Genomic DNA, 26,277 nt, shown 5'->3' on the forward strand with positions numbered 1-26,277 from the left:
TGAGTCGCCCCCGCCCTGGCTCTAAAATCGGCTTCCGGCACTGATGCCACCGACACTCCGAGGAGACGATATGAACGGATTACCCCCTTTGCGCACCACACCTGCCCGGCACACGACAGGTCGTGGCTGGGTCTGGGTTCGCAGCGGGTTCGATATCTTCAACAAGGGGATGGGGATCAGCGTGGCCATGGTGCTGGTCTGGTTTATGGTGGGCATGCTGCTTGAGCAACTGCCGGCGGGTGGCCTCATCTCCCAGCTGCTCTACATGGTGTGGGGCGCGGGTTGGGTGGCGGTCGCCGCTCGGGGCTATCGGGGCGAGCCGCTGCAGTTCACCGATCTTTTTGCCGGTTTTCGCCACAAGTTGACCCCGCTGATGCTCGGTGGTCTGCTGGTATTGCTGCTGTTCAGCCTGGTTGGCCTCGTCTGTCTCGGTCTGCTCTCCATGTGGGGGCTGCTCCCGCTGCTGACTCAGGATCCCGAGAGCATGGTGGTCTCTGCGAGTCAGTTGCAGCAACTGCTGCTGGTATTGCTGGTGGGGATGCTGCTCATTGTTCCCGTGCTGATGGGGGTCACCTTTGCCCCGGCGCTCATCTATTTCCACGATATCGGCATCATCCAGGCGGTACGGCTGAGCTTCGCTGGTTGCTGGCGCAATATGTGGCCCTTCTTCTGGTGGGGGCTGCTCTCAGCTATTTTGCTGCTGTTTGGCGCGGCGCTGCTGCTGGTGGGTCTGCTGGTGGTGATCCCGGCGCTCAACTACTCCATCTATGTGGCTTATCGGGATATTTTCCTCGACGAGAGTGCGCAGCAGGAAGCGCCGCACTCAGAACCATTCGGATTTGAAGCCTGATCAACGGATGAAGATGAAGAAGGGGCCCGCAGCGGCCCCTTCTTCATTTTCGGCTGTGAGGAGGACTCACCTCCTGCCAGACGGGATCGGCCGCCATGCGGGCCAGCAGAAAGTCGAGGAAGCTGCGCAGCAGCGGTGACATCTGTTTGCGGGTGGCATAGACCCCGTAGATCCCGAGTCGCTTCGGTTGCCAGTTGGTCAGCAGGGGCACCAGCTCTCCCTGCTCCAGATAGGGCTGGGCCGAGTAGAGCGGTTGCAGGCTGATCCCGGCGCCGCCCAGCGTCGCCTCCAGCAGCAGGTTGGAGATGTTGGCGCTCAGGTTGCCGCTGACCGGCACTGACTCGGGACCGTCCGGTCCATTGAACTCCCACAGGCTTTTGCCGAAGTAGGTGTAGGTGAGGCAGTTGTGCAGCGCCAGATCCTGCACCTTGTGCGGCATCGGATGACGGGCCAGATAGGCCGGGCTGGCACAGACCACCGAGTGGCAAGTGCCGAGACGGCGCGCCACCAGATTGGGGTCGAGGTCGTTGGTGATGCGCACCGCCAGATCGATCCGTTCCTCCACCAGATTGACGGTTCTGTCGAGCAGCAGGATATCGATGGCCGTTCCCGGGTATTGCGCCAGATAGTCGTTGGCCGCCCCGACCAGCAGCGCTTCAGACAGGGAGTAGCTGCTGGTGATCCGCAGTTGCCCCTTGGGGGCGTCATCGCTCTTCACGGCAATCTGTTCCATCTCCTCGCCGAGCGCCAGCATGGTACGGGCCCGGTTCAGTGCCTCTTCTCCCGGCCCGGTCAGGCTCAGACGGCGGGTGGTGCGGTGCAGCAGGCGGGCGCCCATCCAGCTCTCCAGTTCGGCCAGATAGCGCGACACCATGGCGCGCGACATATCCAGTTTCTCCCCGGCGCCGCTCAGACTCCCCTGCTCGACAACGCTGACGAAGACCCGCAATGCGGTCAGTCGATCCATCTATGACTCTCAATATGTTCGATATATGCAACAGTGATGCGCTTTTTACGCTGTATTTGCAACTTAGTCGATCCAATACACTCTGTCCATCAAATGAACCCCCGAATACTTAATGAGGAATAGATGATGAACAACACCCTGATCCGTAACCTGACTCTGGCGACCACCCTGCTGAGTGGCGCCGCACTGGCCGCCCCCCTGAGCGTGACCGTCTACAACCCTGGCGAGAAGGCGATCTTCCCGGTCTCCTCCTCACTGGTGACCGGTGACAAGGAGGCCATCCTGATCGATGCCCAGTTCGACGTGCAAAATGGTCAGGCGCTGGTGGACATGATCAAGAAGAGCGGCAAGAAGCTGACCACTGTCTATATCAGTGCCGGTGATCCCGACTTCTACTTCGGTCTGGAGCCGGTCATGGCTGCGTTCCCGGATGTCAAAGTGCTGGCCGACCAGCATGTGGTTGACCATATCAACCAGACCAAGGATGCCAAGCTGAGCTACTGGAGTCCGATCCTGGGCAAGGGCGCACCGAAGAGCCTGACCGTGCCGCAAGTGATGACTGCCAGCCACCTGACGCTGGATGGCGAGAAGATTGAAATCAAAGAGATGAACACCCCGAATGCCTACCTCTGGGCCCCTTCCATCAAGACGGCTTTTGGTGGTGTGCCGGTTTATCACGGGGTGCATGTCTGGATGGCGGATAGCCAGACCAAAGCGGCCCGCAGCAACTGGGTCAAGGCGCTGGACAACCTGCTGGCCCTGAAACCCGAGCGCGTGGTGCCGGGTCACTTCCTGGGGACTGCTCCCAAAGGCACTGCCGCTGTGACCTTTACCCGTGACTATGTACAGCGTTTCGAGCAGGCGCTGGCCAAGGCGAAAAACTCTGGCGAGCTGATTGAGGCTCTGAAGAAAGCCTATCCGGCACTGCCGGTTGACGATGGTCTGGCCATCGGCGCCAAGGTTAATACCGGCGAGATGAAGTGGTAAGCCACTGAGCCTGCTCTCCCTGTGTTTTTTTACCGGGCCCCAGGGCCCGGTTTTTTATCCAAGATTGACGTGAGAATGACGATGAGCGAACAACACACCACCCTCCATTATGTCTATGACCCGCTCTGTGGCTGGTGCTACGGTGCCGCCCCCCTGTTGCAGGCGGCAGCCACCATTGACGGGCTCAAGATCGAGCTGCATGCAGGCGGCCTCTGGCTGGGCAGCCGCCGTCAGCCGATGGGCAAAGCATTGCGTGATTACGTGCGCCCCCATGATCAGCGGATTGAAGCGCTGACCGGCCAGCATTTTGGCGAGCGTTACTTCAATGAACTGCTGCTGCGGGAAGGGAGCCTACTGGACTCCGAGCAGCCGATCCGTGCGGTCTTGGCCGTCACGGCACTGGGTGGCGATGGTCTTACGATGCTGCACCGGATCCAGCAATCCCACTATCGGGACGGGATCTGGATTGGTGAACCGGCGTTTCTCGCCACGCTGGCGGCAGAGCAGGGGATTGCTGCCGATGCATTCCAGCAAGCCTATCTGCAGGCCCCTTTGTTGCCACATCTGGCAGCCAGCCAGGGCTGGATGCAGCGGCTGGGCGGTCAGGGTTATCCCACTCTTGGGCTGGTGCACAATGGTCGGGTCACGCCTGTTCGCGTGGCCGATTTTCTGGGTGATCCGGACGGTCTGCGCGCGCATCTGCTGACGCTGCTGGATAACGCGGGTTGACTCATTTGGGGAAACTTCAGGAAACGAGTCTGGCGCCGATAGCCTGACCATCAGGGGAACGGTATGAAATCCTTCCGTTTTCCGGGTGCAGGCTATGCTCTATATGACCATTCCCGGGGGATTTGCGGGAGTGCAGACTCATTTCAAGGAAGCCCTCATATGTTCAAAAACATGTCTATCGGCCAGAAACTGAGTGCCGGATTTGCCATTCTGGCCTTGCTGGTGCTTGGCTTGGCCTGGTTCTCCATCAGCCAGTTAGCAAAGCTCCATAGTGATACCGAGACCATTACTGGCAATTTGTTGCCTTCTACTCGTCTGGCGAGTCAGATGCATGTCGCCGTGCTGGATGCGCGCCGTTCAGAGCTGGCCCAGGTAATTGGTGGCCTTAACAAGGATGATCAGGAGGTGAGTGAACGAGCTCTAACCTTCAACAAGGCCAAGCAGGAGTTTGAGCAGGCAGCCCAGAAATATGGTGCATTGGAATTTAGTACTGCCGAAGAGAAGCAGGTTTATGAGCAGGTGGTTGCGGCGGGGGCCAAGTATTTTGCAGTGCATGACCAGTTGTTAAGTGCCTTTGCTACTGGTGATCTGGATCGCGTCAAAAGTTTGCGCAAGAACGAGACCCGCGCTGCGTTGGAAGAGGTGGGGGCCAAGTCTTATCGCCTGCGGGAAATCAATAATGAGATTGCCGATGAGATGGTGAAAGACATTACAGCCATGTATAGCAATTCCAGAACCATGAGCATTATCGTCAGTCTGGTGACGCTGGGCTTTGTGGTGGTGATCGCCTGGCTGTTGACCGGCCAGATCCGCAACCCGGTGCTGGCGTTGCTGGAACAGACTCGCCGAGTCTCCTCCGGCGATCTCACCTCCCGCATCGATATGCAGCAGTTCAATAACGATGAGCTGGGGACCCTCGCCAAAGGGTTTGGCGAGATGCAGACCAATCTGCGTACCCTGGTGAGTGAAGTCTCGGGCTCAGTGGTGCAATTGAGTTCTGCCACTGAAGAGATGAGCTCGGTGGCGCGCCAGTCAGCCACCAACATGAGTGCCCAGCAACATGAGCTGAATCAGCTGGCGACGGCGATGAACGAGATGCAGGCCACGGTTCAGGAGGTCTCTCGCAATACCAGTGATGCCGCCAGTGCCGCCACTTCGGCCAGCGAGACAGCAGAGCTGGGTGCCAAGACGGTGAATGACTCCATTCAGCGGATTGAACGGGTTGCCGGTGCCATCGAGAGCACCGCAGCGGTGATCCGCCAGCTGGGTGATGACAGCCGCAATATCGGTATGGTGCTGGAGGTGATCCGCGGTATTGCCGAGCAGACCAACCTGCTGGCGCTCAACGCCGCCATCGAAGCGGCCCGTGCCGGTGAACAGGGTCGGGGCTTTGCGGTGGTGGCCGATGAGGTGCGTACGCTGGCCAAGCGCACTCAGGACTCCACCTCCCAGATCAACACCATCATTGCCGAGTTGCAGCAGCGTGCCGAGCAGGCGGGCAGTACCATGCAACAGAGTCAGGAGCTGATGAACACCACGGTGTCTACCGCGCGGGAAGCTGGCGAGTCCATCTCCCAGATCAGTGGCTCGGTCAGCAGCATCTCCCACATGAACATCCAGATTGCGACAGCCACCGAAGAGCAGGGGGCTGTGAGCGAGGAGCTCAACCGCAACGTGGTCAATATCAGCCATGCTTCCGAAGAGGTGGCTGCCGGTGCCACTCAGATGGCTCAGGCGTGCAACGAGCTGAACCATCTGGCTACCCAGCTGCAGGATATGGTGCGCCGTTTCAGGGTGTAATCCATTGTCGAGTCAAACAAGCCCGATTGCCGCGAGGTGATCGGGCTTTCTATTTTTGCGCTGCAGCCAGAGAGGCTCACTGTGAGCGGATGACTTGTCCCGCCGGACGATATTGTGCATGCTGATGGCCCATTTTCCAGGCAGGACTCTTGCTGTATGAATCTTCGCGATCTCGAATATCTGGTGGCGCTGGATGAGGAAAAACATTTTCGCAAAGCCGCCGAACGCTGCTTTGTCAGTCAACCCACCCTGAGCGGTCAGCTGCGCAAGCTGGAGGATGAACTCGGGGTCATTCTGATCGAACGTACCTCGCGCAAGGTACTGTTTACCCCTGCTGGCGATGCCATGGCCCATCAGGCGCGTCGGGTGCTCAAGGAGGTACGCGAGCTCAAGAGCATCGGTCAGCACTTCTCCGAGCCGATGTCCGGGGAGATCCATATCGGTTTTATTCCGACCGTGGGCCCCTACCTGTTGCCCCGCATTATCCAGACCCTGCGTGAGCGTTTTCCCCAGCTGGAGTTCTACCTCTACGAGGAGCAGACCCAAAGCCTGCTCAAGCGGCTGGAAGAGGGGGAGCTGGATTGCGTCATTCTGGCCGAGATGCCGGGGATGGAGGGATTTGGCTCAATCCAGCTCTATCATGAGCCGATGTGGCTGGCGGTGCCTTGCCATCACCCCGAAGCACAGGCCAGGCAGGTGCCGCTTGGCAATCTCAAGGGCAAGAAGTTGCTGATGCTGGCCGATGGTCACTGCTTGCGGGATCAGGCGATGGGATTCTGTTTTGCCGGCGGGATCGGCGAGGATCAGCGGTTCAAGGGCACCAGTCTGGAGACCCTGCGCAACATGGTGGCCGCCGGTAGCGGCATGACCCTGGTGCCAAAGCTGGCCGTACCTGCCGATCATGATGAGGGGGGGGTCAGCTATCGACCGGTGGTCGACCCGGTGCCGGGACGCACCATCTCGCTGCTCTATCGCCACTACTCGGTGCGTCGCCCCTGTTTCAACGAGCTGGCCGCCTCGATAGCCACGCTGATGACCAAGCAGTTGGCCCAATAAAAAAACCGGCAGCCCTGGCTGCCGGTTTTGCTTCTGCCGCGAGAGCGGCTTAGAAGATATCGTCGGTAGAGACAGGCCCTTCCACTGCGGGGTTGTCACCGCCGTAGACCTGATTACCATCCGAGCTCGGTGCTGCGTAGCGGGTCGGCTCGGTACCTTCCTTGAAGTATTCGTCGGTGCCGCCACCGGTCGCCAGCAGACCGGTTTCGCTGTCAATCTTCACCGTCATGATCCCTTCGGGAACCGGCATCTTGTTCTCGGGCAGTTTTTTCAGGGCGACTTTCATAAAGTCGATCCAGATAGGCTGCGCGGCACCACCGCCAAACTCGGCACGGCCAAGGCCACGCTGGTGGTTGTCAAAACCGATCCAGGAGGTGGCGACGATATCCGGGGTGTAGCCGGAGAACCAGGCATCCCGCGATTCGTTGGTGGTACCGGTTTTACCGGAGATGTCGTGACGTTTCAGGTCGCGGGCTGCACGCCAGCCAGTACCACGCCAGCCGTTGCCACCCCAGATTGCAGTGCTCAGGGTGTCGGTGATCAGGAACGCGCTCTGGGCACTGATGGTATGCGGGGCTATGGTCGGCGCGAGAGGGGTCTGCGTGCCATCTTGCGCTGCTCCATCAACAGTTGGCTCCGGCAGTGTGCTCTGCTCGGGCGCGGCCTGCTGTTCGCAGCTGGTGCAAGCGATGGCAGGATTGGCCTGATAGAGGGTGTTCTCCAGGCTGTCGGTCACTTTATCGATGAAGTAAGGGGTTACCAGGAAGCCACCGTTGGCCAGCACCGAGTAACCACGAACCACCTCGAGGGGGGTGAATTCGGCAGCACCGAGCGCCAGCGACTCATGGGGAGAGATAAAGTCGCGCGGGAAGCCAAAGCGGGTCAGACCGTCGATATAGGTATCCAGACCGATGGCGCGCATCAGTCGAACCGACATCACGTTCTTGGACTTGGCCAGACCCAGACGCAGCGGGGTGGGGCCATCATAGACAGCCGGGGAGTTCTTGGGCTGCCACATGGGCCCTTTTGACGGATCCCACTGGTTGATAGGTGCATCGTTGATGAGCGATGCCAGGGTATAGCCATGCTCCAGCGCGGTGGCATAGAGGAAAGGCTTGATGTTGGAACCGATCTGGCGACGCGCCTGATCGACCCGGTTGAATTTGGAGAGCTCGAAGCTGAAACCACCTACCAGTGCTTCCAGCGCGCCATTTTTCGGGTTCATGGCAACCAGTGCGGCGTTCACATCCGGGATCTGGGCCAGCAGCAGCTCTTCGCCCTCTTCCCGTACCCAGATCTGGGCACCGACTTTCAGCACATCACGCGCCGATTTCGGGGCGTAGCTCTGACGGTCGTCGGTAATAAATGAGCGAGCCCATTTGATGCCGTTCCAGCCCAGTTCCGCTTCCTTGCCATTTTTCAGCACCAGCGTTGCGCTGCGGTCACCAAGTTTGGTCACGACCGCCGCCATCAGCGGATCATAAGTGGGCTGCTTGCCAAGGTGCGCGACGATCTGTTCGTAATCCCAGCTGGTTTCACCCGCTTTCCACAACTGCGCCGTCGGGCCGCGATAGCCGTGGCGCATGTCATAGGCAAAGACGCCATCCAGCAGCGCCTGTCTGGCCGCCCGCTGACGTTCGGCAGAGACGGTGGTGTAGACATGCAGGCCCATGGTGTAGGCATCTTCACCAAACTGCTCGACCATCTTCTGGCGAACCATTTCACCCAGATAGGGGGCGTGCAGGGTCACTTCGGCACCGTGGTAACGGGCCTTGATCGGCATCCTGGAGGCTTCGTCAAACTGGGCCTGGGTGATCTTGCCGGTTTCCAGCATCCGGCCCAGCACGACGTTGCGGCGCGCAAAGGCCCGCTCGGGGGAGCGGATGGGGTTGAGCATGGACGGGGCTTTTGGCAGACCGGCAATGATGGCGATCTCGTCCAGTCCCAGATCCTTGACCTCTTTACCAAAGTAAACCTGCGCCGCAGCACCGACCCCGAAGGAGCGATAACCGAGGGGGATCTTGTTGAGATAGAGCTCGAGGATCTCGTCTTTTGAGAGATTCTGCTCGATCCGCCAGGCCAGGAAGACCTCCTTGACCTTGCGGATGATGGTCTTCTCATTGCTCAGGAAGAAGTTACGGGCAACCTGCTGGGTGATGGTACTGGCCCCCTGACGGGCATGGCCGGAGACAGCCCACACCGATGCGGCGCGAATGATGCCAATCGGGTCAATACCCGGGTGCTCATAGAAACGGGCATCTTCGGTCGCCAGCACGGCATCGATCATGGGTTGCGGAATTTCGTCCAGACGCAACGGAATGCGACGAATTTCGCCATATTGGGCGATCAATTCCCCATCCCGGCTGTAAACCCGCATCGGGGTTGCCAGCTTGACGTCACGCAATGCGGTGACATCGGGCAGTTGGGGTTTGATATAGAAGTAGATACCGATGAGGCTGGCAACACCCAGCACAGCACCCAGCATCATGACAATAAACAGGCGAACGAGCCATTTCAGCATGGAAGAACTACCAATCGTCTTAAAATTAGCCAACGGGCGCAGAGTATAGCCCTTTTGCCATCGGGAATTCGAGGTTTTCCTGTGGCGAGCCACCTGCCTCAAAGGATGCGAGAGGTTAGCACTACGGGGAGCAATAACCAAGGAGGGTCACTTGTCATGAAGAAAGCGAGATGGGTCACTTTTCGGTATAAACTTTATGACATTGATAGTTAGAGCATTTAGGATGAGTCAAGCACTCCTCTGATTGGGTGTCCTACACTCAGTTCAGGAATAACACCAAATAACGCATGGATGTGTATATGTTTGGGCTATTTAATAAGGGTTCCCTCCTCCCTCTGGTGGGTATTGATTTCGGCAGCCAGACCATCAAGGCCGTTACCCTCAGTGGCCGTCCCGGCAAGCTGCATCTGGAGTCTGTTGCCGATATCCCTACCCCGAAAGGGACGCTGGTCGATTATCAACTGCAGGATATCGAGCGCGTCAGCCAATCTCTCAAGACCCTCAAGCGCCTTATTCCAAGTCATAGTGACTATGCCGCTACCGCAGTGACCGGTTCCAACGTGATCACCAAGGTGATCCAGATTGATGCTCGCCTCAGCGACAAGGAGCTGGAGAATCAGGTTCAGCTGGAGGCCGAGCAGATCATTCCCTTCCCCCTCGATGAAGTGAGCCTCGATTTTGAGGTGCTGGGCACCGGCAATAGCGAAGATCGTCAGGATGTTCTGCTGAGCGCCGCCCGTACCGAGAGTGTCAACGGTCGGGTCAGCGCCCTTGCCGAAGCAGGTATTGCCGTCAAGGTGGTGGATGTGGGCGCCCATGCGCTGGGGCGTGCTGTAGTGGCCTGTCTGCCCGAGCTGCAAGAGAGTGAACGACCGATCGGGGTGATCGACATCGGTGCCAGCGCCATGACCTTTGCCGCGCTGGTCAAGGGGGAGGTGGTCTACTCCCGTTTGCAGAACTTTGGCGGTGATCAGTACAGTCAGGCGCTTTCCTCTTTTTACGGCATGACGCTGGATGAGGCGGAACAGGCCAAAACCAAAGGTACCTTGCCTGTTGACCACGAGCTGGATGTGCTGATGCCTCACATCAACTCGCTGCTGCAGCAGGTGCGGCGCAATATTCAGCTCTTTTGCAGTTCGTCCGGTTATCGCGACATCGCAAAACTGGTGCTGACAGGAGGAGGCAGTTTGCTGCCGGGTTTGTTGGTACAGGTAAAAGAAGAGGTCAATTGCGAAGTGCTGCACCCGGATCTGTTTGTCTTGTTTGGCAAACCGAAAGGGGAGGCCGAGCTGGTACATGGCGCTAAATATATGACGGCATTCGGGTTGGCTCTGAGGAGTTTCACACCATGTCAAATATAAACCTTCTGCCCTGGCGTGAAGCTCGAGCCCTGCGCCAAAAGAAACAGTTCGGGGCCTTGCTGGGGATTTTTGTGCTGGTCACGGTCGCACTGGGATTTTTTGCCAACTGGCTGGTCGATCGCCAAATCGTCGCCCAGCAGCAACGCAATCAGCGACTGGTTCAGGAGATGACCATTCTGGATGCCCAACTGGGGGAGATCCGTCTGCTCAAGGAGCGTCGCAAGGAGCTGATCGATCGGATGCAGCTTATCGAACAATTACAGATGCGCCGCAATGTGCCCGTTCGCCTCTTCAACCAGCTGCCTTCACTGGTGCCCAACGGGGTGTACCTCAATACCCTCGCGATGCAGAACAATATTATTGATGTAAACGGCAAGACCGAAGCCTATGGCCGGGTGGCCAGCATGATGCGGCGGATTGATGGTTCCGGTTGGTTGGGCCAGTCAAAGATAAGCACTATTTTTGCAGCTGATGTTGCGCCCGTGTCATTGAGCCAGTTTTCCATGATGTTCCTGATTGCCAACAATGCTGCTGCTGCCGGGAATGCGGCCAAGGAGCAAAAATGAACCTTCAGCAACTCAACGAGCTGGATATCAATGACATAGCCAGCTGGCCAAAATGGGCAAAAGGGATCTTCATCCTTTTCTGCTGTGTGTTGACCGGTGGTGCCATCTATTACTACGTGATTGCCAATTCCCTGACCAATTTGACCCAGGAAGCGGGGAAGGAGACCGAGCTGAAAGCCCAGTTTGAAAGTAAGGCGATGCTGGCTGCCAACCTGGGGGCATACAAGGCGCAAATGGTCCAGCTTGAGCAATTGGTTGATACCCAGCTCAAGCAGTTGCCCAATACCCATGAGGTCGCCGGTCTGCTGGACGATATCAGTTTTATTGCTACTGACAATGGCCTGAAATTGAACCGGATAAACTGGGAACCCGAACTCAAGCACGAGTTTTCGACCGAGCTTCCGATGCGTATCGAAGTCGTGGGCACTTACCATGAAATTGGCAAGTTCACGGCTGATATGGCTGCCTTGCCCCGCATTGTCATCCTCGACTCCTTCACCCTGGGTCAGAGCAAGGATGCAGGAGATCTGATTTCGATGTCGATGCTGGCCAAGACCTACAAGTACAACGGTAAAACAGTGGAGTCGAAACAATGAGACGCATCTACTGGTTGTTACCTGCCCTCTTGCTGGCGGCGTGTGGTGGCCAGGAGGACATGGATAGCTATGTCGCCGAGACCAAGGCAAGGCCTCCCGTACCTATCGAGCCCTTGCCTGAGCTGAAACCTTTTGCCCCCATGCATTACCAGCAGCGGGAGTTGCGTAGCCCCTTTATGATTCCCCAGCCCGAGGCGGCGGTCGGAAGTACCAGCAGTGCCAAGGTTCAGCCGGATTGTGCTCAGACCTTGATGGAACGGGAGAAAGAGGTGCTGGAAAATTATTCGCTGGCCAGTCTGTCGATGCATGGCTCTTTGGGAAAGGCGGGGCAGTTATGGGCCCTGATCAGTACCCCGGATGGCAAATCGATGCGGGTTGGTCTCAACCAGTATATGGGGCTTGATCAGGGGCGGGTCATCAAGATCACCGACACTGCAGTGGACTTGCTGGAAACCATTCCGGACGGGAAGGGGTGCTGGGTAACAAGAGAAACCCAGTTGGCGATGGCCAATGTGCAAGAAAAACAATAATCAGGGACGAACAGCAATGAGAACAACAATCGAGCGTGTAACCAAAGTGGCTTTGCTGTTTTGCGCCAGCGCCGTCAGTCAGGCGTGGGCAGTGGCAACCCTGCAGGAGATCAAGGTTAATCCTCTGCTTGCTGATCAACTGCTGGTGGAACTCAGTTTCAGTGAGCCGGTCACCGGCTTTACTGATCGTCTCTCTTATCAACCCAATCAACTGCTGTTGCATGTTCCCGGTGCGGTGGGGGCGCTCAAGGTCAACCCGCTGCCTATCCAGCGCCAGGGAGTGGATAATATCAAGGTGGAAGGCAAGGGCGCCGGTCTGGATATCAAGATCGCGCTCGATCAGCTGGCTCCCTATCAGGTACAGCAACAGGGTAACAAATTGCTGGTGTCATTGGGTGAGGGGGCGTCCTCCGGGCTCATCAATGGTGAGAGCGCCCTGATTGCACCCGCTACCTCGGCTACTCCGGTGTCAGCACCCTCTGCGATGGTAGCCGCAACCTCCTCCTCGGCTCTGCTCAATCCTCAGGTCGTTGCCCGGTCGATGCCTGTTACGCCCGTGACAGCGCCTGTAGCAGCACAGCCCGCCAGCAAGCCGGTGCTCAACAACTATCAGAGCAGTGGGGGCGGCGCCTATTTCAATTCGGTTACCGGTGTGGATTTTCGTCGTGGCAAGGATGGTCAGGGGGAATTTCTGGTCACGCTGGATAACAGCTCGGCCGCCGTCGATGTGAGCAGTCGCGGCCAGACTGTTCTGGCCAAGTTCCATGGTACTCGGGTGCCGGATGGCTTGCTTAATCTGATCAATGTGCAGGATTTTGCAACGCCGGTCTCTCAGGTTGAAGTATCCCGGCAGGGGAGCGATACCCTGTTTGAGCTGTCGATCAATGGCCAGTTTGATTATCGTTACGATCAGGCTGACAAGCTCTTCATTATCGAGGTGAAAAAGCGGACGACTGCCACTGCATCCAAGCAGTATCAGGGTAAACCCATCTCATTGAACTTCCAGGACATTCCTGTTCGTACCGTGCTGCAGCTCATCGCTGACTTCAACAATCTCAACCTGGTGACCACAGATTCGGTGGCGGGCAATATTACGTTGCGTCTGGATGGGGTGCCATGGGAGCAGGCGCTCGACATCATTCTGAAGGTACGGGGGCTGGACAAACGACTGGACAACAACATTCTGCTGGTGGCACCGGCAGAGGAAATTGCAGCCCGCGAGAAACAGCAACTGGAGAGCCGCAATCAGGTTGCTGATTTGGCACAGCTCTATACCGAATATCTGCAGATCAACTATGCCAAGGCGTCGGAAGTGGCGGCCCTGCTCTCTTCAGAAAGTACCAAGTTGCTGTCACCCCGTGGTGCGGTGAGCGTGGATGAGCGTACCAACGTGTTGGTGGTCAAGGATACCGCCGATGTCATCAGCAGCATCAAGCGGATGCTCGATATCCTCGATATTCCGGTCAAGCAGGTGGTGATCGAGGCGCGGATGGTGACCATTGATGACGGTTTTGATGAAGCGCTCGGGGTGCGTTGGGGGGTAACCAAGAACGATGGTCATGGCAACAGCACGTCCGGCTCCATCGAGGGGAATGATGGCTCTGGTAACGGAACAGGTACAAATACCAAGCCTTCCGTAGATGACCGGATGAACGTTAACCTGCCGGTGACCAATGCGGCCGGTACTTTGGCCTTCCAGGTGGCCCGTCTGGCCGATGGCACCCTGCTGGATCTCGAGTTGTCGGCGCTTGAAAAAGAGAGCAAGGCCGAGATTATCGCCAGTCCGCGGGTGACCACGGCGAACCAGAAACCGGCGTTGATAGAGCAGGGTACCGAGATCCCCTATGTGGAGTCCTCTTCCAGCGGGGCCACCTCGGTCACCTTCAAGAAGGCTGTATTGAGCTTGAAGGTGACCCCGCAGATCACCCCTGACAACCGGGTTATTCTCGATCTGACCGTGACTCAGGATACCAAGGGTGAAACGGTACCGACCGGTACCGGTGATGCGGTCTCCATCAACGCCCAGTCCATCACCACTCAGGTGCTGGTGAACAACGGCGAGACCCTGGTGCTCGGCGGTATCTATCAGCAGACCATCAAGAGCGATGTGACCAAGGTGCCGCTGCTTGGTGATATTCCCGGATTGGGGGCCTTGTTCCGCAAGACCACCAGCGAGAACAAAAAGCGGGAATTGCTGATTTTTGTGACGCCCAAGATTGTCACCGACGCCTTCTGAATGCTTTACATGTAAGGGTAAAACACATATAACCTTACGCCCCAATGAGGCTGGGGCGTAAGGGCTGCGGTTGCCAGTCCCGATATCTATTGAGATAATCCCCCTCCTGATCCATCGCAAGATAAGGTTCATAGGTACCCCGATCCAGTATTCATCGGGGTCGTACAGTTTGTAATTACTAACGAAAAGACATGGCTGAGAAACGCAATATTTTCCTGATAGGTCCCATGGGTGCGGGCAAGAGCACCATAGGTAGACATCTGGCAGAACAACTGCATATGGAGTTTTTCGACTCAGATCATGAGATTGAGCGCCGCAGTGGTGCTGATATCGGCTGGGTGTTCGATGTTGAAGGCGAAGAAGGTTTCCGGATTCGCGAAGAGAAGGTTATCGGCGAATTGTCAGAGCAGCAGGGTATCGTGCTGGCGACGGGTGGCGGTGCCATCAAGAGTCGCGAAACCCGCAACAAGTTGTCTGCTCGTGGCATCGTGGTCTACCTCGAAACCACTATTGAAAAGCAGCTGGCGCGCACACAGCGAGACAAACGCCGCCCTCTGCTACAGACCGAAGAACCGGCACGCGAAGTGCTGGAACGTCTGGCACAAGAGCGCAATGCCCTGTACGAAGAGGTTGCCGACTTTGTTGTGCATACCGATGACCAGAGCGCAAAAATCGTTGCCAATCAAATTGTAAAGCTGATCGGTATGTAATCTAGAGGACGTCCATGGAACGGTTGAAGGTCGAACTGGGTGAACGCAGCTATCCCATCGAGATAGCTGCCGGGTTGTTGCAGCGCCCCGAGGCGCTGGTATCGACCATCAAGGGCAAGCGGGTGATGATAGTGACCAACACGGTCGTTGCTCCGCTCTATCTTGAACGGGTAACGGCCCTGCTGTCGGGTTTTCAGGTTGAACACCTGATCCTGCCTGATGGCGAGGCATACAAGAACCTGGCGACCTTTGAGCAGATCATGTCTGCTCTGCTTGAAACCAACCATGGGCGCGATACGACACTGATCGCTCTGGGGGGCGGCGTGATCGGGGATCTGGTGGGCTTTGCGGCAGCAAGCTATCAACGTGGCATTCCTTTTATCCAGATCCCGACCACCCTGCTCTCCCAGGTTGACTCCTCTGTCGGCGGGAAAACCGCTGTCAACCACCCCCTCGGCAAGAACATGATTGGGGCTTTTTATCAGCCCAAACAGGTTGTTATCGATACCGAATGTCTGAGTACCTTGCCTGCCCGCGAATTTGCCGCAGGGATGGCCGAGGTGATCAAGTACGGCATCATTTGGGATGCTGATTTCTTCAGCTGGCTGGAGCAGAACATGGTGCGTCTGCAACAGCTGGAACCCACCGCGTTGGCCTACGCCATCAAACGCTGCTGCGAGATCAAAGCCGATGTGGTCGGTCAGGATGAGACCGAGCACGGCGTCCGTGCGCTGCTCAATCTGGGCCACACCTTTGGTCATGCCATCGAGGCCGAGCAGGGTTATGGTAACTGGCTGCACGGTGAGGCGGTATCAGCTGGCACCATGCTGGCTGCCTGTACTGCGCAGGCCCGTGGCGAGATGAGCGAAGCGGACGTTGAACGCGTGCGCGCCCTACTGCTGGCCGCCAATTTGCCCATTCATGCTCCTGCCGAGATGGATTTTTCCGCCTTTATTCGCCATATGCGCCGTGACAAGAAGGTGCTGGAAGGCAAGCTGCGCCTAGTGTTGCCGGTTGGCATCGGCCATGCGCAGGTGGTAGGGGATGTGTCCGATGCTGAGTTGCTGGCGGTGATCGAGTCTGGTCGTGACAAATAAACTGCTAAAACTACCTTCCCAGCGGCAGCTGGTTGACCGGCTGCTGCATCTGATTGAATTTAATCATCCTTTCGTTTTTCTCTCCGGTAAACCCGGTTGTGGTCGCGGTACCCTGTGCGAATCCCTGCTCGGCGTGTTGCCGGAAAAAGTGCGGGTGGTGAGCCTGATCGGCACGCCTGCCATGAAGATGGTGGATGTGCGACAGCTGTTGCTGCCACAGGTGGTGGCGCGGCCGCTGTTCAATCCACAGGATGCGCTGGCAGAGAGCTTCTTTCGCATGCTGGAGGGGAGCAAGCCTGCCACCCTGCTGCTGATGATCGAGCGGGCCGACCAGTTACCGGCCGAGCTGCTGGGAGAATTGTGGGCGATTATCCGTCATAACGATACCCTGGCGGCGCCCCATCAGCTGGCCATTATCGTCTCGGGCAGTGACGTCTGGTGTCGTACCCAACGACTGCAGCTCAAAGGGCGCGCCATGCCAGCCCTTGAGCTGGAAGTGCCGCCACTGAGCCCGCCCGAGCAGCGCATCTTCTTGTATGAGAAAGCCAAAGAGCTCAAGATCCCGGCGACCCTCTTGCCCAAGCCGCAAGTGGAGGAGATCCTGAAAACGGCGAACGGACATCCGTCCACCATCATGCAGTTACTGGAGGATATCATGACCGACAGAAGGCCCAAGAAGCGTCAGGCGGAGTTGCCTGTCAAGAAGATTGCCACCGCTATCGCGCTGGTCGCTGGCGGCCTGCTGGCGATGAGCTACCTGCTGCCTGCGCTGTTTGACAATGAAAGCAAACCTGCGCTGCAGGATCCTGTGCAGAACACTGCATTGCCGATCCCGGTAGCGGGAGGCGATCCCCTCACCGCAGGCGGTTCGAATACCGATGCCGCTGCACAAGGCGCACAAGACAGCAATGCCGCCAGCAATCCCAACGGGGTGGTGAAGGATTGGCAGCCGGAAGCAAAAGTGCTGCCCAAATCGGTGGAGAGCGAAACCGTGACCACCGAATCGACTAATTACGAAGGGCGTCGGGTGGTGATCTCTGACGAGGTGGTGCAAAAGCTGATGACCGAACCCAAGGTAAGCGGCGCACTGCCTACTGACGTGGTGGACGAGCTGACCGGTAAGACCCCGAACGGCGCAACCACCAGTGGCGCCATCGCAACCACAGCGCCAGCCAGCACCAGCAAGGCACAGAGCCCGGTGACAACCGCAACGCCTGCGGCTACCACCAACACCGCCAGCAGCGAGCCGGTTGCCGCGCCTGCACCCAAGGTAGCCCTGACACCGGTCGCCACCTTGAACAAGAAGCCGCGCAACCATTACAGCGTTCAGCTGATGGGGGCGAGCAACACCAAGGCGGTGGATCAGTTTGTCGCCGAGCATGGTCTGGCGGGCAAGGTATGGGTCTATCAGACCAAGTTCCGTGGCAGCCCCTGGTACGTGGTGCTGCAAGGGGATTATGCCGGTCTGACCCAGGCCAAGAGTGCCATTCGCAAGCTCTCGCCCGCCTTGCTGAAAGGTCAGCCCTGGCCCAAGTCGTTTGCACAGGTACAAAAAGAGCTGAAGCAATAGCCTTGATACCGGATAAGGGGGTAGAATCGTCCCCCTTTTTGGGTCTTGCCTTCTTACACACCGGATTTCCATGAAAAAAACACGCGCTTTTTTAAAATGGGCCGGGGGAAAATACTCCCTGGTTGAAGAGATTGCCGAGCGCCTGCCGGCCGGGCGTGTGTTGCTGGAGCCCTTCGTCGGGGCCGGGTCTGTGTTTCTCAACACCGACTACGACGCGTATGTGCTCAACGATATCAACCCGGATCTGATCTGCCTGTACAACCACCTCAAGCTGACGCCTGACCGATTCATCGCCGAGGCGCGCAAGATGTTTGTGGCTGAACACAACCACAAAGCCGCCTATTACCGGCTGCGCACCCAGTTCAATCAGACCGAGACCACCTTCGAGCGGGCACTGCTGTTCCTGTTTCTCAACCGCCACGGTTTCAACGGTCTGTGCCGTTATAACAAGAAGGGCGGTTTCAACGTGCCGTTCGGTTCCTACAAGAAGCCCTATTTCCCGGAAAAAGAGCTGTGGGCCTTTGCCGAAAAGGCGCAGAAGGCGACCTTTATCTGCGAGAGTTACGCCGATGCCATCAAGCGGGCCGAAGAGGATTGGGTGATCTACTGTGATCCTCCCTATGCGCCACTCTCCACGACCGCCAGCTTTACCAGCTATGCCTCCGGCGGTTTTACTCTGGATGATCAGGCGATCCTGGCGCGACTGGCCCGTCATACTGCCGCTCACAAAGGGGTGCCGGTGTTGATCAGCAACCACGATATCGAGCTGACTCGCGAGCTCTATCGCGGCGCCCGTCTCGACGAGATTTTGGTCAAGCGCACCATCAGCCGCAACGGTGGCACCCGCAACAAGGTGGCCGAGTTACTGGCGCTCTATCCCCCCGGCATCGAGCCGGAGCAGGGCTACTACCCCAGCGACAGCGAACTGCTGCCACTGGCGTAACAGACAATGCGGCGCCCACGGGCGCCGTTTTTTATGGGCGAGTCAGCGCCCGTGCCGATGTCCCATAACCCGGGTGGCTGGGGGAGGGGAGGCGATTGCCCCATTTACCCCGCATTCGAGTCGTTTTCGCCCGCCTTTTACGTTAAAATTGCGCCGCTTTTTCTCCCTGGCTGCCAATGGATGATGCTGATGAAAGACTTTCTGATTGCCCCCTCGATCCTCTCTGCCGATTTTGCCCGTCTGGGTGACGATGTCGCCAAGGTGCTGGCTGCCGGTGCCGATGTGGTTCACTTCGACGTGATGGACAACCACTATGTCCCCAACCTGACCATCGGCCCCATGGTCTGTCAGGCGCTGCGTGACTACGGTATCGAGGCGCCCATCGACGTGCACCTGATGGTCAAGCCGGTGGATCGCATCATTCCCGATTTTGCCAAGGCCGGTGCGTCCCTCATCACCTTCCATCCGGAAGCGTCCGACCACGTTGACCGCTCTTTGGGCCTGATCAAGGAGATGGGCTGCCAGGCGGGTCTGGTGCTCAATCCGGCTACCTCGCTCTCCTGCCTCGAGTATGTGATGGACAAGCTGGACGTGATCCTGCTGATGTCGGTCAACCCGGGCTTCGGTGGCCAGAGCTTCATCCCCGGCACCCTCGACAAGCTGCGTCAGGTACGTCGTCTGATCAATGAGAGCGGCCGCGATATCCGCCTCGAGATCGATGGTGGGGTGAAGGTCGACAACATCCGCGAGATCGCCGACGCGGGCGCCGACATGTTTGTCGCCGGCTCTGCCATTTTCAGCCAGCCTGACTACAAGGCGGTGATCGACAAGATGCGTGCGGAGCTGGCTCATGTCACACGCTGAGCGCGCATTTGATTTGGTGCTGTTCGATCTGGACGGCACCCTGATCGACAGCGCCGCCCAGCTGGCGCTGGCGGTCAATCTGACGCTGACCGATCTGGGTCTGGCGCAGGCCGATGAAGCCGTGATCCGTACCTGGGTCGGCAACGGGGCCGACAAGCTGATCCAGCGGGCGCTCGCCTATCGCGAGGCCGACCCCGAGCTGTTTGCCAAGGCCCGCCCGATCTTTTTCCAGCACTACAACGCCTGCCTGCTGCAAGGGCTGGCGATGTATGACGGGGTGGCGCAGAGTCTGCGTCGCCTGCAAACTCTGGGCTACAAACAGGCGATCGTCACCAACAAGCCGAGCGACTTCGTGGCACCGATCCTCGATGCCCTTGGCATCAGTGATTGCTTCGCGCTCTGGCTCGGTGGCAACTGCGTGCCGGTCAAGAAGCCGAGCCCGGAGCCGCTGCTGCACGCCTGCCAGGAGTTGGGGGTGAGCCCGGCTCGCACCCTGATGGTAGGCGACTCCGAAAATGACGTGCTGGCGGCCAAGGCGGCTGGCATGAAGGTGGTGGGACTCACCTACGGTTACAACTATGGCCGCCCCATCGCCGACTCCCGGCCTGACTGGGTGTTCGAACATTTTTCCCAGCTCGATGCGCTGCTGAGCTAATCGCGTCGCGGGACTGGCTGAATAACAAGGATTAACACTCTCATGACCAAACCAATCGTATTGAGCGGGGCGCAACCCTCCGGCCAACTGACCATCGGCAACTACATGGGGGCCCTGCGTCAGTGGGTCAACATGCAGGATGAGTTCGACTGCCTCTACTGCATCGTCGACCTGCACGCCATCACCACCCGTCAGGATCCGGTTGCCCTGCGCAAGGCCTGCCTCGATGCGGCCGCCCTCTATCTGGCGGTCGGTATCGATCCCAAGAAGAGCACCGTCTTCATCCAGTCTCACGTGCCGCAGCACGCCGAGCTGGGCTGGATCCTCAACTGCTACACCCAGATGGGTGAGCTGTCGCGCATGACCCAGTTCAAGGACAAGTCCGCCCGTTTCGAGAACAACGTCAACGTCGGCCTGTTCGGTTATCCGGTGCTGATGGCCGCTGACATCCTGCTCTATCAGGCCAATCAGGTGCCGGTGGGCAACGACCAGAAGCAGCATCTGGAGCTGACTCGCGACATCTGCACCCGTTTCAACAACCTCTATGGTGAGGTGTTCACCCTGCCGGAGCCCTTCATTCCGACCGAAGGGGCGCGGGTGATGAGCCTGCAGGATCCGACCAAGAAGATGTCCAAGTCGGATGACAACGAGGCCAACTTCATCGGCCTGTTGGAAGATCCCAAGCAGATCGTCAAGAAGATCAAGCGTGCGGTGACCGACTCCGACGAGCCGGCAGTGGTGCGGTTCGATCCGGAGAACAAACCGGGTGTCTCCAACCTGCTGACCCTGATGTCCGGCGTCACCGGCCGCTCCATCCCCGAGCTGGAGCAGCACTTCGAAGGCAAGATGTACGGGCACCTCAAGACCGAGACCGCCGAAGCCGTGGTTGCGCTGCTGGAACCGATCCAGGCGCGTTTCCACGAGTTGCGTCAGGATGAGGCCCATCTGATCGCGATTCTGGCCGAAGGGGCACAAAAGGCGCGTGAAAGAGCTGAAAAAACCCTGACCAGCGTATATGATGTAGTCGGCTTCGTTCCTCGAGCCTGACATACTGGGAAGGTGTAGTAGAAGAGAGCTGGGTATTTGCCTGGCTTTCTTTATTTTCTGACCGGCTATTTGTTTAATTTATTTATTTCACCGTGGGTAATATCCCCAAGAGAAAGCATGTCTGTTCAACCAACTATTTCTGCTGAAGAGCTGAGTGACAAAGGTCACTGGCTACGTAAATTTCGCAAGGCGAAAAACCTCAATACCCTGCAGTTGATGGTCTCCAATGCCATCGACAAGCACCATAAAACCCCTGCCGTTGCTGCAGCTATCTATCTGGCCGAGTGTCAGCGCGAACGGGAAATGGAACAGGGTCGTTATCTCGATCGTTAATTCTCCGCTGTTGGTTATCTCATGCTGTTGTTGATCGATAACTACGACTCTTTTACCTGGAACCTGGTGCAATATTTCGGCGCCCTGGGACAAGAAGTTGTGGTCAGGCGTAATGATGAATTGACGCTGGATACCATAGCGCAGCTATCTCCTCGTTATTTGGTTATATCCCCGGGACCTTGCACGCCCAATGAGGCGGGGATCTCCCTCGACGCCATTCGCCACTTCGCTGGCAAGTTGCCCATTCTCGGTGTCTGTCTCGGCCATCAGTCGCTGGCGCAAGCCTTCGGTGCCCGCGTTGTGCGTGCCCGTCAGGTGATGCACGGCAAAACCTCGCTGATCCGCCATCGGGATGAGGGGGTGTTCAAGGGGCTCAACAATCCGCTGCGGGTGACCCGTTACCACTCGCTGGTGGTGGAGCGCGACACGCTGCCCGAATGCTTCGAGATCACCGCCTGGAGCGAGCATGCCGATGGTGCGTTTGACGAGATCATGGGGCTGCGCCACAAGACACTTCCTGTCGAAGGGGTTCAGTTCCATCCGGAGAGTATTTTGAGCGAGCAGGGCCATCAGTTGCTGGCCAATTTTCTGGCGCGTACATAAAAAGTTGTGATCGCCTTCTCAAGTTCGAGAGAAGGCAAAAAAAATTTCCCTGACACTTTATTCACCCCCTCTCCTGCCCAAATTATCTCTTGCCAAGCCCCCCTGAGTCGTTATGCAATGCGGTTGCCTAAAATCTCAAGGTCAATCGAACATTGTTCCTCATAGGCCGTCTTGTTACAGACTTTTTACTTTATTTCTGTGATAATCCCGTCACGTTTACACGGATTTAACTTTTGGGCGGTGGATTATTCTGTCGCCGAATCGAAGGAGAGCTATATGTCAGAGTTGTTGGCAGTGACACGTGAAGTGTTTGATGAAGTGATGGTTCCCAACTATGCGCCCGCCAAGATCATCCCGGTGCGTGGTGAAGGGTCACGTGTCTGGGATCAGGAAGGACGCGAGTACATCGACTTCGCCGGTGGCATCGCCGTTAACGGCCTGGGCCACTGTCATCCCAAGCTGGTCGAGGCGCTGAAAACCCAGGGCGAAAAGCTGTGGCACCTCTCCAACGTGATGACCAACGAGCCGGCTCTGCGTCTGGCCAAGAAACTGGTCGCCGCCACCTTCGCCGACAAGGTCTACTTCTGCAACTCCGGTGCCGAAGCGAACGAAGCCGCCCTCAAGCTGGCTCGCCGCTACGCCATCGAGAAGTTTGGCGAGCAGAAGACCCAGATCATTGCCTTCAATCAGGGCTTCCATGGTCGCACCTTCTTTACCGTCAGCGTCGGTGGCCAGGCTGCCTACTCCGATGGCTTCGGCCCCAAGCCCGGTGATATCACCCATGTGCCCTACAACGATCTGGCGGCGCTGGCTGCGGTTATCTCCGACAACACTTGCGCCGTGGTGATGGAGCCGCTGCAGGGCGAGGGCGGCATCATTCGTCCTACCGACGAGTTTGCCAAAGGGGTGCGCGAGCTGTGCGACAAACACAATGCCCTGCTGGTGTATGACGAAGTGCAGTCAGGGGTTGGCCGGACCGGTGATCTCTACGCCTATATGGGGCTTGGCGTCACGCCGGACATCCTCACCAGCGCCAAGGCACTGGGGGGCGGTTTCCCCATCGGCGCCATGCTGACCACCGATGAGATCGCGGCTTACCTGAAAGTGGGCACTCACGGCTCTACCTACGGCGGCAACCCGCTGGCCTGTGCGGTCGCCGAAGCGGTGATAGACGTGATCAATACCCCGGAAGTGCTGAGCGGCATCAAGCAGCGCGAACAGCTGTTCCGCGACGGACTCGAGGCGATCAACGCCAAATACCACTGCTTCAGCGAAGTGCGTGGCAAGGGGCTGCTGCTGGGCGCCGTGCTGAACGACGACTACAAGGGACGCTCGCGCGACTTCCTGCTGGCCTCTATCGATCAGGGGTTGATGGCACTGGTGGCCGGTACCAATGTGGTCCGTTTTGCGCCTTCACTGGTGATCCCGGAAGCGGACATCAAGGAAGGGTTGGCACGCTTCGAGAAGGCGGTTGCCCAGGTGGTTAACGCCTGATTCCAAATTGAGGTGGGGAGCTCTCCCGGCAGGAGCCGGGACCCCACCTGTCGTCAATGAAAGGGAGTTGTCATTTATGTTGGTTATCCGTCCCATCGAGCAAAAAGATTTTGCCGGGCTCAAGACCTGCGCCATCGAGTCCGGCACCGGCATGACCTCGTTGCCCGTCAACGATGAGCTGCTGCAGCGCAAGATTGACGCCTCTACCCAGACTTTTTCCGACAAGCCCGCTGGCAAAGGGGACTGCCTCTACTTCTTCGTGGCCGAGGATCTGGAGACTGGCGAGATGGTCGGTACCTGCGCCATCGATGCGGCCGTGGGCTTGTCCCAGCCGTTTTACAACTACCACATCGGCAAGGTGGTGCACTCTTCACCCAAGCTCGGTATCTACAACGTTGTTGAAACCCTGACTCTCTCCAACGACTACACCGGCAACTCCGAGCTCTGCACCCTGTTCTTGCGCGAATGTGCCCGCGAGGGGCTCAATGGCCGCCTGCTCTCCAAGCATCGCTTTCTGTTTATGGCCGAGCACCCCGAGCTGTTTGACGAGACCGTCTTCGCCGAGATGCGCGGCGTCTCCGATGCCGATGGTCACAGCCCCTTCTACGAGTGGCTGCAAACCCACTTCTTCTCGATGGATTTTCCCACCGTCGACTATCTGACCGGCATCGGCAAGAAGCGCTTTATCGCCGAGCTGATGCCCAAGTACCCCATCTACGTCAATTTGCTGAGCAAAGAGGCGCGGGCCGTTATCGGCCAGACCCACGAGAAGACCCGCCCCGCCATCAAGATGCTGCAAGACGAGGGCTTTGTGAACCGTGGCTACGTCGATATCTTCGATGCGGGCCCCACCGTCGAGTGTGACGTGAAGAATATCCGCAGCGTGCGCCGCAGCAAGAAGCTGCGGGTGCTGGTGGGCGAGCCCATCGGTGGCAAGACCCACCTGCTCTGCAACAGCCGTTTCGAACATTACCGTGCCTGCTACGGCAATATCCGGGTCGATCTCGACAAGCATGAAGCCATCATCCCGCCCAAGATGGCGGCGGCACTCAAGGTGCAGGATGGCGACATGGTGCGGGTGGTTGACCTCGACTGAGGCAAACAGGACCAGCAAACCGATTATCAGACAGGCAGCCGAGGCTGCCTGCCAGCGACAGGGAGTGAATGGATGAGCCAGTCAGTGCAATTTATCGACGGTCAGTGGCTTGCCGGTGAAGGCAAGCCGTTCGAGTCAAAGGACCCGGCCAAGAACGAGGTGATCTGGCAGGGGGCTGCCGCCAGCGCGGCGCAAGTGGATGCCGCCGTCAAGGCCGCCCGCGCCGCCTTCTACCACTGGGCGGACATGAGCCTTGAGGATCGCCTGGCCATAGTGCGCCGTTATGCCGACCTGCTCGGCGAGCAGAAAGAGGCGCTGGCCCTGACCATCGCCCGCGAAACCGGCAAACCGCTGTGGGAGACCCGCACCGAAGTGGCGGCCATGCAGGGCAAGATTGCCATCTCCATCCGGGCCCACGACGAGCGCACCGGCACGGTTGAAAATGCCATGCCGGGCGCCAAGGCATTTGTCCGTCACAAGCCCCACGGCGTGGTGGCGGTGTTCGGCCCCTACAACTTCCCGGGCCATCTGCCCAACGGCCATATCGTTCCGGCGCTGATCGCGGGTAACGCTGTGGTGTTCAAACCCTCCGAGCTGACCCCCATGGTGGCCGAAGCCATGGTCAAGGTGTGGCAGGAGGCAGGGCTGCCCAAGGGCGTGCTCAATCTGGTGCAAGGGGAGGTCGAGACCGGCAAGGCGCTGGCTGGCAATCCCGATATCGACGGCCTCTTCTTTACCGGCTCCTCCCGCACCGGCCACTTCCTCCATCAGCAGTTTGCCGGTCAGCCGGGCAAAATTCTGGCTCTCGAGATGGGCGGCAACAACCCGCTGATCGTGAAAGACGTGAGCGACATCGACGGCGCCGTCCATGCCATCGTCCAGTCCGCCTTCATCACCTCCGGTCAGCGCTGCACCTGCTCCCGCCGTCTGTTTGTCGAGCGCGGTGAGCGTGGCGATGCGCTGGTCAAGCGACTGGTCGAGGTGGCCAGCCAGATCCGGGTCGGCCTCTATGACGCCACCGAGCAGCCGTTCATGGGCTCGATGATAAGCGAGAAGGCAGCACTGGGCATGGTCGAGGCGCAAGCCAACCTGCAGCACCTCGGTGGCGAGAGCCTGCTTACCCTCAAGCACCTGGAAGCGGGCACGGGCTTTGTCTCCCCGGGTATTATCGACGTGACCTCAGTGAGCGCGCTGCCGGACGAAGAGTACTTCGGCCCGCTGTTGCAGCTCATTCGTTACGACGATTTCGATGCCGCCATCGATCAGGGTAACGCCACCCGTTACGGTCTCTCGGCCGGTCTGCTGGGTGATAACGAGGCGGATTGGCAGCACTTCTTCAAGCGGATCCGCGCCGGCATCGTCAACTGGAACAAGCCCATCACCGGTGCCTCCAGTGCCGCGCCCTTTGGTGGCGTGGGTGCCTCCGGCAACCACAGAGCGAGCGCCTACTACGCCGCTGACTACTGTGCGTATCCGGTTGCCTCCGTCGAAGACAGCAAAGCCGCCATGCCGGAACAGTTGTCTCCCGGCTTGACGTTTTAAGAGAAAATGGGGATGCCAATGCAGCAGAGATGGCTTAACGCCGCCGACTACTGTGTCATATCCCCGGTTGCCTCCGTCGAAGACAGCAAGGCTGCCATGCCGGATCAGCTGTCGCCCGGCCTGC

At 58.3% G+C, this 26,277-nt stretch carries 24 protein-coding genes; 22 read left to right on the forward strand and 2 right to left on the reverse strand.

Annotated features, from left to right (window positions below):
* Nucleotides 1-70 precede the first annotated feature (70 nt).
* Complete coding sequence (locus BSP75_RS18465; protein WP_075114174.1) at nt 71-850, forward strand: BPSS1780 family membrane protein; 780 nt, start codon at nt 71-73, stop codon at nt 848-850.
* A 43-nt stretch (nt 851-893) separates the two neighbouring features.
* Here BSP75_RS18465 and BSP75_RS18470 read toward each other — a convergent pair whose 3' ends face one another.
* Complete coding sequence (locus BSP75_RS18470) at nt 894-1,817, reverse strand: LysR family transcriptional regulator (RefSeq protein WP_075114175.1); 924 nt, start codon at nt 1,815-1,817, stop codon at nt 894-896.
* 126 nt (nt 1,818-1,943) lie between these two features.
* Here BSP75_RS18470 and BSP75_RS18475 point away from each other — a divergent pair, with 126 nt between their 5' ends.
* From BSP75_RS18475 to oxyR, 4 genes are all read left to right on the forward strand, one after another.
* On the forward strand, nt 1,944-2,804 hold the full coding sequence (locus BSP75_RS18475) for a Vmh family MBL fold metallo-hydrolase (RefSeq protein WP_075114203.1): 861 nt from the start codon (nt 1,944-1,946) through the stop codon (nt 2,802-2,804).
* A 75-nt stretch (nt 2,805-2,879) separates the two neighbouring features.
* On the forward strand, nt 2,880-3,533 hold the full coding sequence (locus tag BSP75_RS18480; protein ID WP_075114176.1) for a DsbA family protein: 654 nt from the start codon (nt 2,880-2,882) through the stop codon (nt 3,531-3,533).
* A gap of 159 nt (nt 3,534-3,692) precedes the next feature.
* Nucleotides 3,693-5,333: a methyl-accepting chemotaxis protein gene (locus BSP75_RS18485; RefSeq protein WP_075114177.1), complete on the forward strand. Its 1,641-nt coding sequence runs from the start codon at nt 3,693-3,695 to the stop codon at nt 5,331-5,333.
* Nucleotides 5,334-5,489: 156 nt separating this feature from the next.
* The gene (gene oxyR / locus BSP75_RS18490) at nt 5,490-6,389 is read left to right on the forward strand and encodes a DNA-binding transcriptional regulator OxyR (RefSeq protein ID WP_043822299.1); all 900 of its coding nucleotides are present in this window, start codon (nt 5,490-5,492) and stop codon (nt 6,387-6,389) included.
* Between the two features lie 49 nt (nt 6,390-6,438).
* Here the strand turns inward: oxyR and BSP75_RS18495 are convergent, their stop codons facing one another.
* On the reverse strand, nt 6,439-8,910 hold the full coding sequence (locus tag BSP75_RS18495) for a PBP1A family penicillin-binding protein (RefSeq protein ID WP_075114178.1): 2,472 nt from the start codon (nt 8,908-8,910) through the stop codon (nt 6,439-6,441).
* Between the two features lie 299 nt (nt 8,911-9,209).
* Here BSP75_RS18495 and tapM point away from each other — a divergent pair, with 299 nt between their 5' ends.
* The 17 genes from tapM to astD all read left to right on the forward strand — a co-directional run bounded on the left by tapM (nt 9,210) and on the right by astD (nt 26,153).
* Nucleotides 9,210-10,271, forward strand: a complete 1,062-nt coding sequence (gene tapM, locus BSP75_RS18500; RefSeq protein ID WP_058054266.1) for a PilM family type IVa pilus assembly protein TapM — start codon at nt 9,210-9,212, stop codon at nt 10,269-10,271.
* Nucleotides 10,259-10,837, forward strand: a complete 579-nt coding sequence (tapN, locus tag BSP75_RS18505; RefSeq protein WP_075114179.1) for a PilN family type IV pilus biogenesis protein TapN — start codon at nt 10,259-10,261, stop codon at nt 10,835-10,837. Before tapM ends, tapN begins: the two co-directional genes overlap by 13 nt.
* Nucleotides 10,834-11,433, forward strand: a complete 600-nt coding sequence (tapO, locus tag BSP75_RS18510) for a PilO family type IV pilus biogenesis protein TapO (protein WP_075114180.1) — start codon at nt 10,834-10,836, stop codon at nt 11,431-11,433. Before tapN ends, tapO begins: the two co-directional genes overlap by 4 nt.
* Nucleotides 11,430-11,963 (forward strand): pilus assembly protein PilP, encoded by a 534-nt coding sequence (locus BSP75_RS18515; protein WP_075114181.1) that lies wholly within the window; start codon nt 11,430-11,432, stop codon nt 11,961-11,963. The genes tapO and BSP75_RS18515 overlap by 4 nt, the downstream gene beginning before the upstream one ends.
* A gap of 16 nt (nt 11,964-11,979) precedes the next feature.
* Entirely contained in the window at nt 11,980-14,199 is a 2,220-nt protein-coding gene (locus BSP75_RS18520; protein ID WP_075114182.1) for a type IV pilus secretin PilQ family protein, read from the forward strand.
* A 191-nt stretch (nt 14,200-14,390) separates the two neighbouring features.
* Nucleotides 14,391-14,909 carry a shikimate kinase AroK gene (gene aroK / locus BSP75_RS18525; RefSeq protein WP_005335014.1) on the forward strand — a complete coding sequence of 173 codons (519 nt, stop codon included), beginning with the start codon at nt 14,391-14,393 and terminating at the stop codon, nt 14,907-14,909.
* Between the two features lie 14 nt (nt 14,910-14,923).
* The gene (aroB, locus tag BSP75_RS18530) at nt 14,924-16,006 is read left to right on the forward strand and encodes a 3-dehydroquinate synthase (protein ID WP_075114183.1); all 1,083 of its coding nucleotides are present in this window, start codon (nt 14,924-14,926) and stop codon (nt 16,004-16,006) included.
* Nucleotides 15,996-17,576, forward strand: a complete 1,581-nt coding sequence (locus BSP75_RS18535; protein ID WP_075114184.1) for an SPOR domain-containing protein — start codon at nt 15,996-15,998, stop codon at nt 17,574-17,576. The genes aroB and BSP75_RS18535 overlap by 11 nt, the downstream gene beginning before the upstream one ends.
* A gap of 70 nt (nt 17,577-17,646) precedes the next feature.
* Nucleotides 17,647-18,519 (forward strand): Dam family site-specific DNA-(adenine-N6)-methyltransferase, encoded by an 873-nt coding sequence (locus BSP75_RS18540; protein WP_042658620.1) that lies wholly within the window; start codon nt 17,647-17,649, stop codon nt 18,517-18,519.
* 189 nt (nt 18,520-18,708) lie between these two features.
* Entirely contained in the window at nt 18,709-19,383 is a 675-nt protein-coding gene (rpe, locus tag BSP75_RS18545) for a ribulose-phosphate 3-epimerase (RefSeq protein ID WP_042063883.1), read from the forward strand.
* Nucleotides 19,370-20,038 carry a phosphoglycolate phosphatase gene (locus BSP75_RS18550; protein WP_042658622.1) on the forward strand — a complete coding sequence of 223 codons (669 nt, stop codon included), beginning with the start codon at nt 19,370-19,372 and terminating at the stop codon, nt 20,036-20,038. Before rpe ends, BSP75_RS18550 begins: the two co-directional genes overlap by 14 nt.
* Before the next feature lie 42 nt (nt 20,039-20,080).
* Complete coding sequence (gene trpS / locus BSP75_RS18555; protein WP_042063880.1) at nt 20,081-21,085, forward strand: tryptophan--tRNA ligase; 1,005 nt, start codon at nt 20,081-20,083, stop codon at nt 21,083-21,085.
* A gap of 117 nt (nt 21,086-21,202) precedes the next feature.
* Nucleotides 21,203-21,418 (forward strand): hypothetical protein, encoded by a 216-nt coding sequence (locus tag BSP75_RS18560; protein WP_033137571.1) that lies wholly within the window; start codon nt 21,203-21,205, stop codon nt 21,416-21,418.
* A 21-nt stretch (nt 21,419-21,439) separates the two neighbouring features.
* Nucleotides 21,440-22,021: an aminodeoxychorismate synthase component II gene (locus BSP75_RS18565; protein ID WP_042063878.1), complete on the forward strand. Its 582-nt coding sequence runs from the start codon at nt 21,440-21,442 to the stop codon at nt 22,019-22,021.
* A 276-nt stretch (nt 22,022-22,297) separates the two neighbouring features.
* Nucleotides 22,298-23,515 carry an aspartate aminotransferase family protein gene (locus tag BSP75_RS18570; RefSeq protein ID WP_058054274.1) on the forward strand — a complete coding sequence of 406 codons (1,218 nt, stop codon included), beginning with the start codon at nt 22,298-22,300 and terminating at the stop codon, nt 23,513-23,515.
* 76 nt (nt 23,516-23,591) lie between these two features.
* Nucleotides 23,592-24,611, forward strand: coding sequence for an arginine N-succinyltransferase (gene astA / locus BSP75_RS18575; RefSeq protein WP_042658626.1), 1,020 nt, complete (start codon nt 23,592-23,594; stop codon nt 24,609-24,611).
* Nucleotides 24,612-24,683: 72 nt separating this feature from the next.
* A complete protein-coding gene (astD, locus tag BSP75_RS18580; protein ID WP_075114185.1) occupies nt 24,684-26,153 on the forward strand; it encodes a succinylglutamate-semialdehyde dehydrogenase in 1,470 nt (489 codons plus the stop codon).
* Nucleotides 26,154-26,277 lie beyond the last annotated feature (124 nt).

Source organism: Aeromonas sp. YN13HZO-058 (genome assembly GCF_001921245.1).
In the GTDB taxonomy this organism is placed as follows: domain Bacteria; phylum Pseudomonadota; class Gammaproteobacteria; order Enterobacterales; family Aeromonadaceae; genus Aeromonas; species Aeromonas allosaccharophila.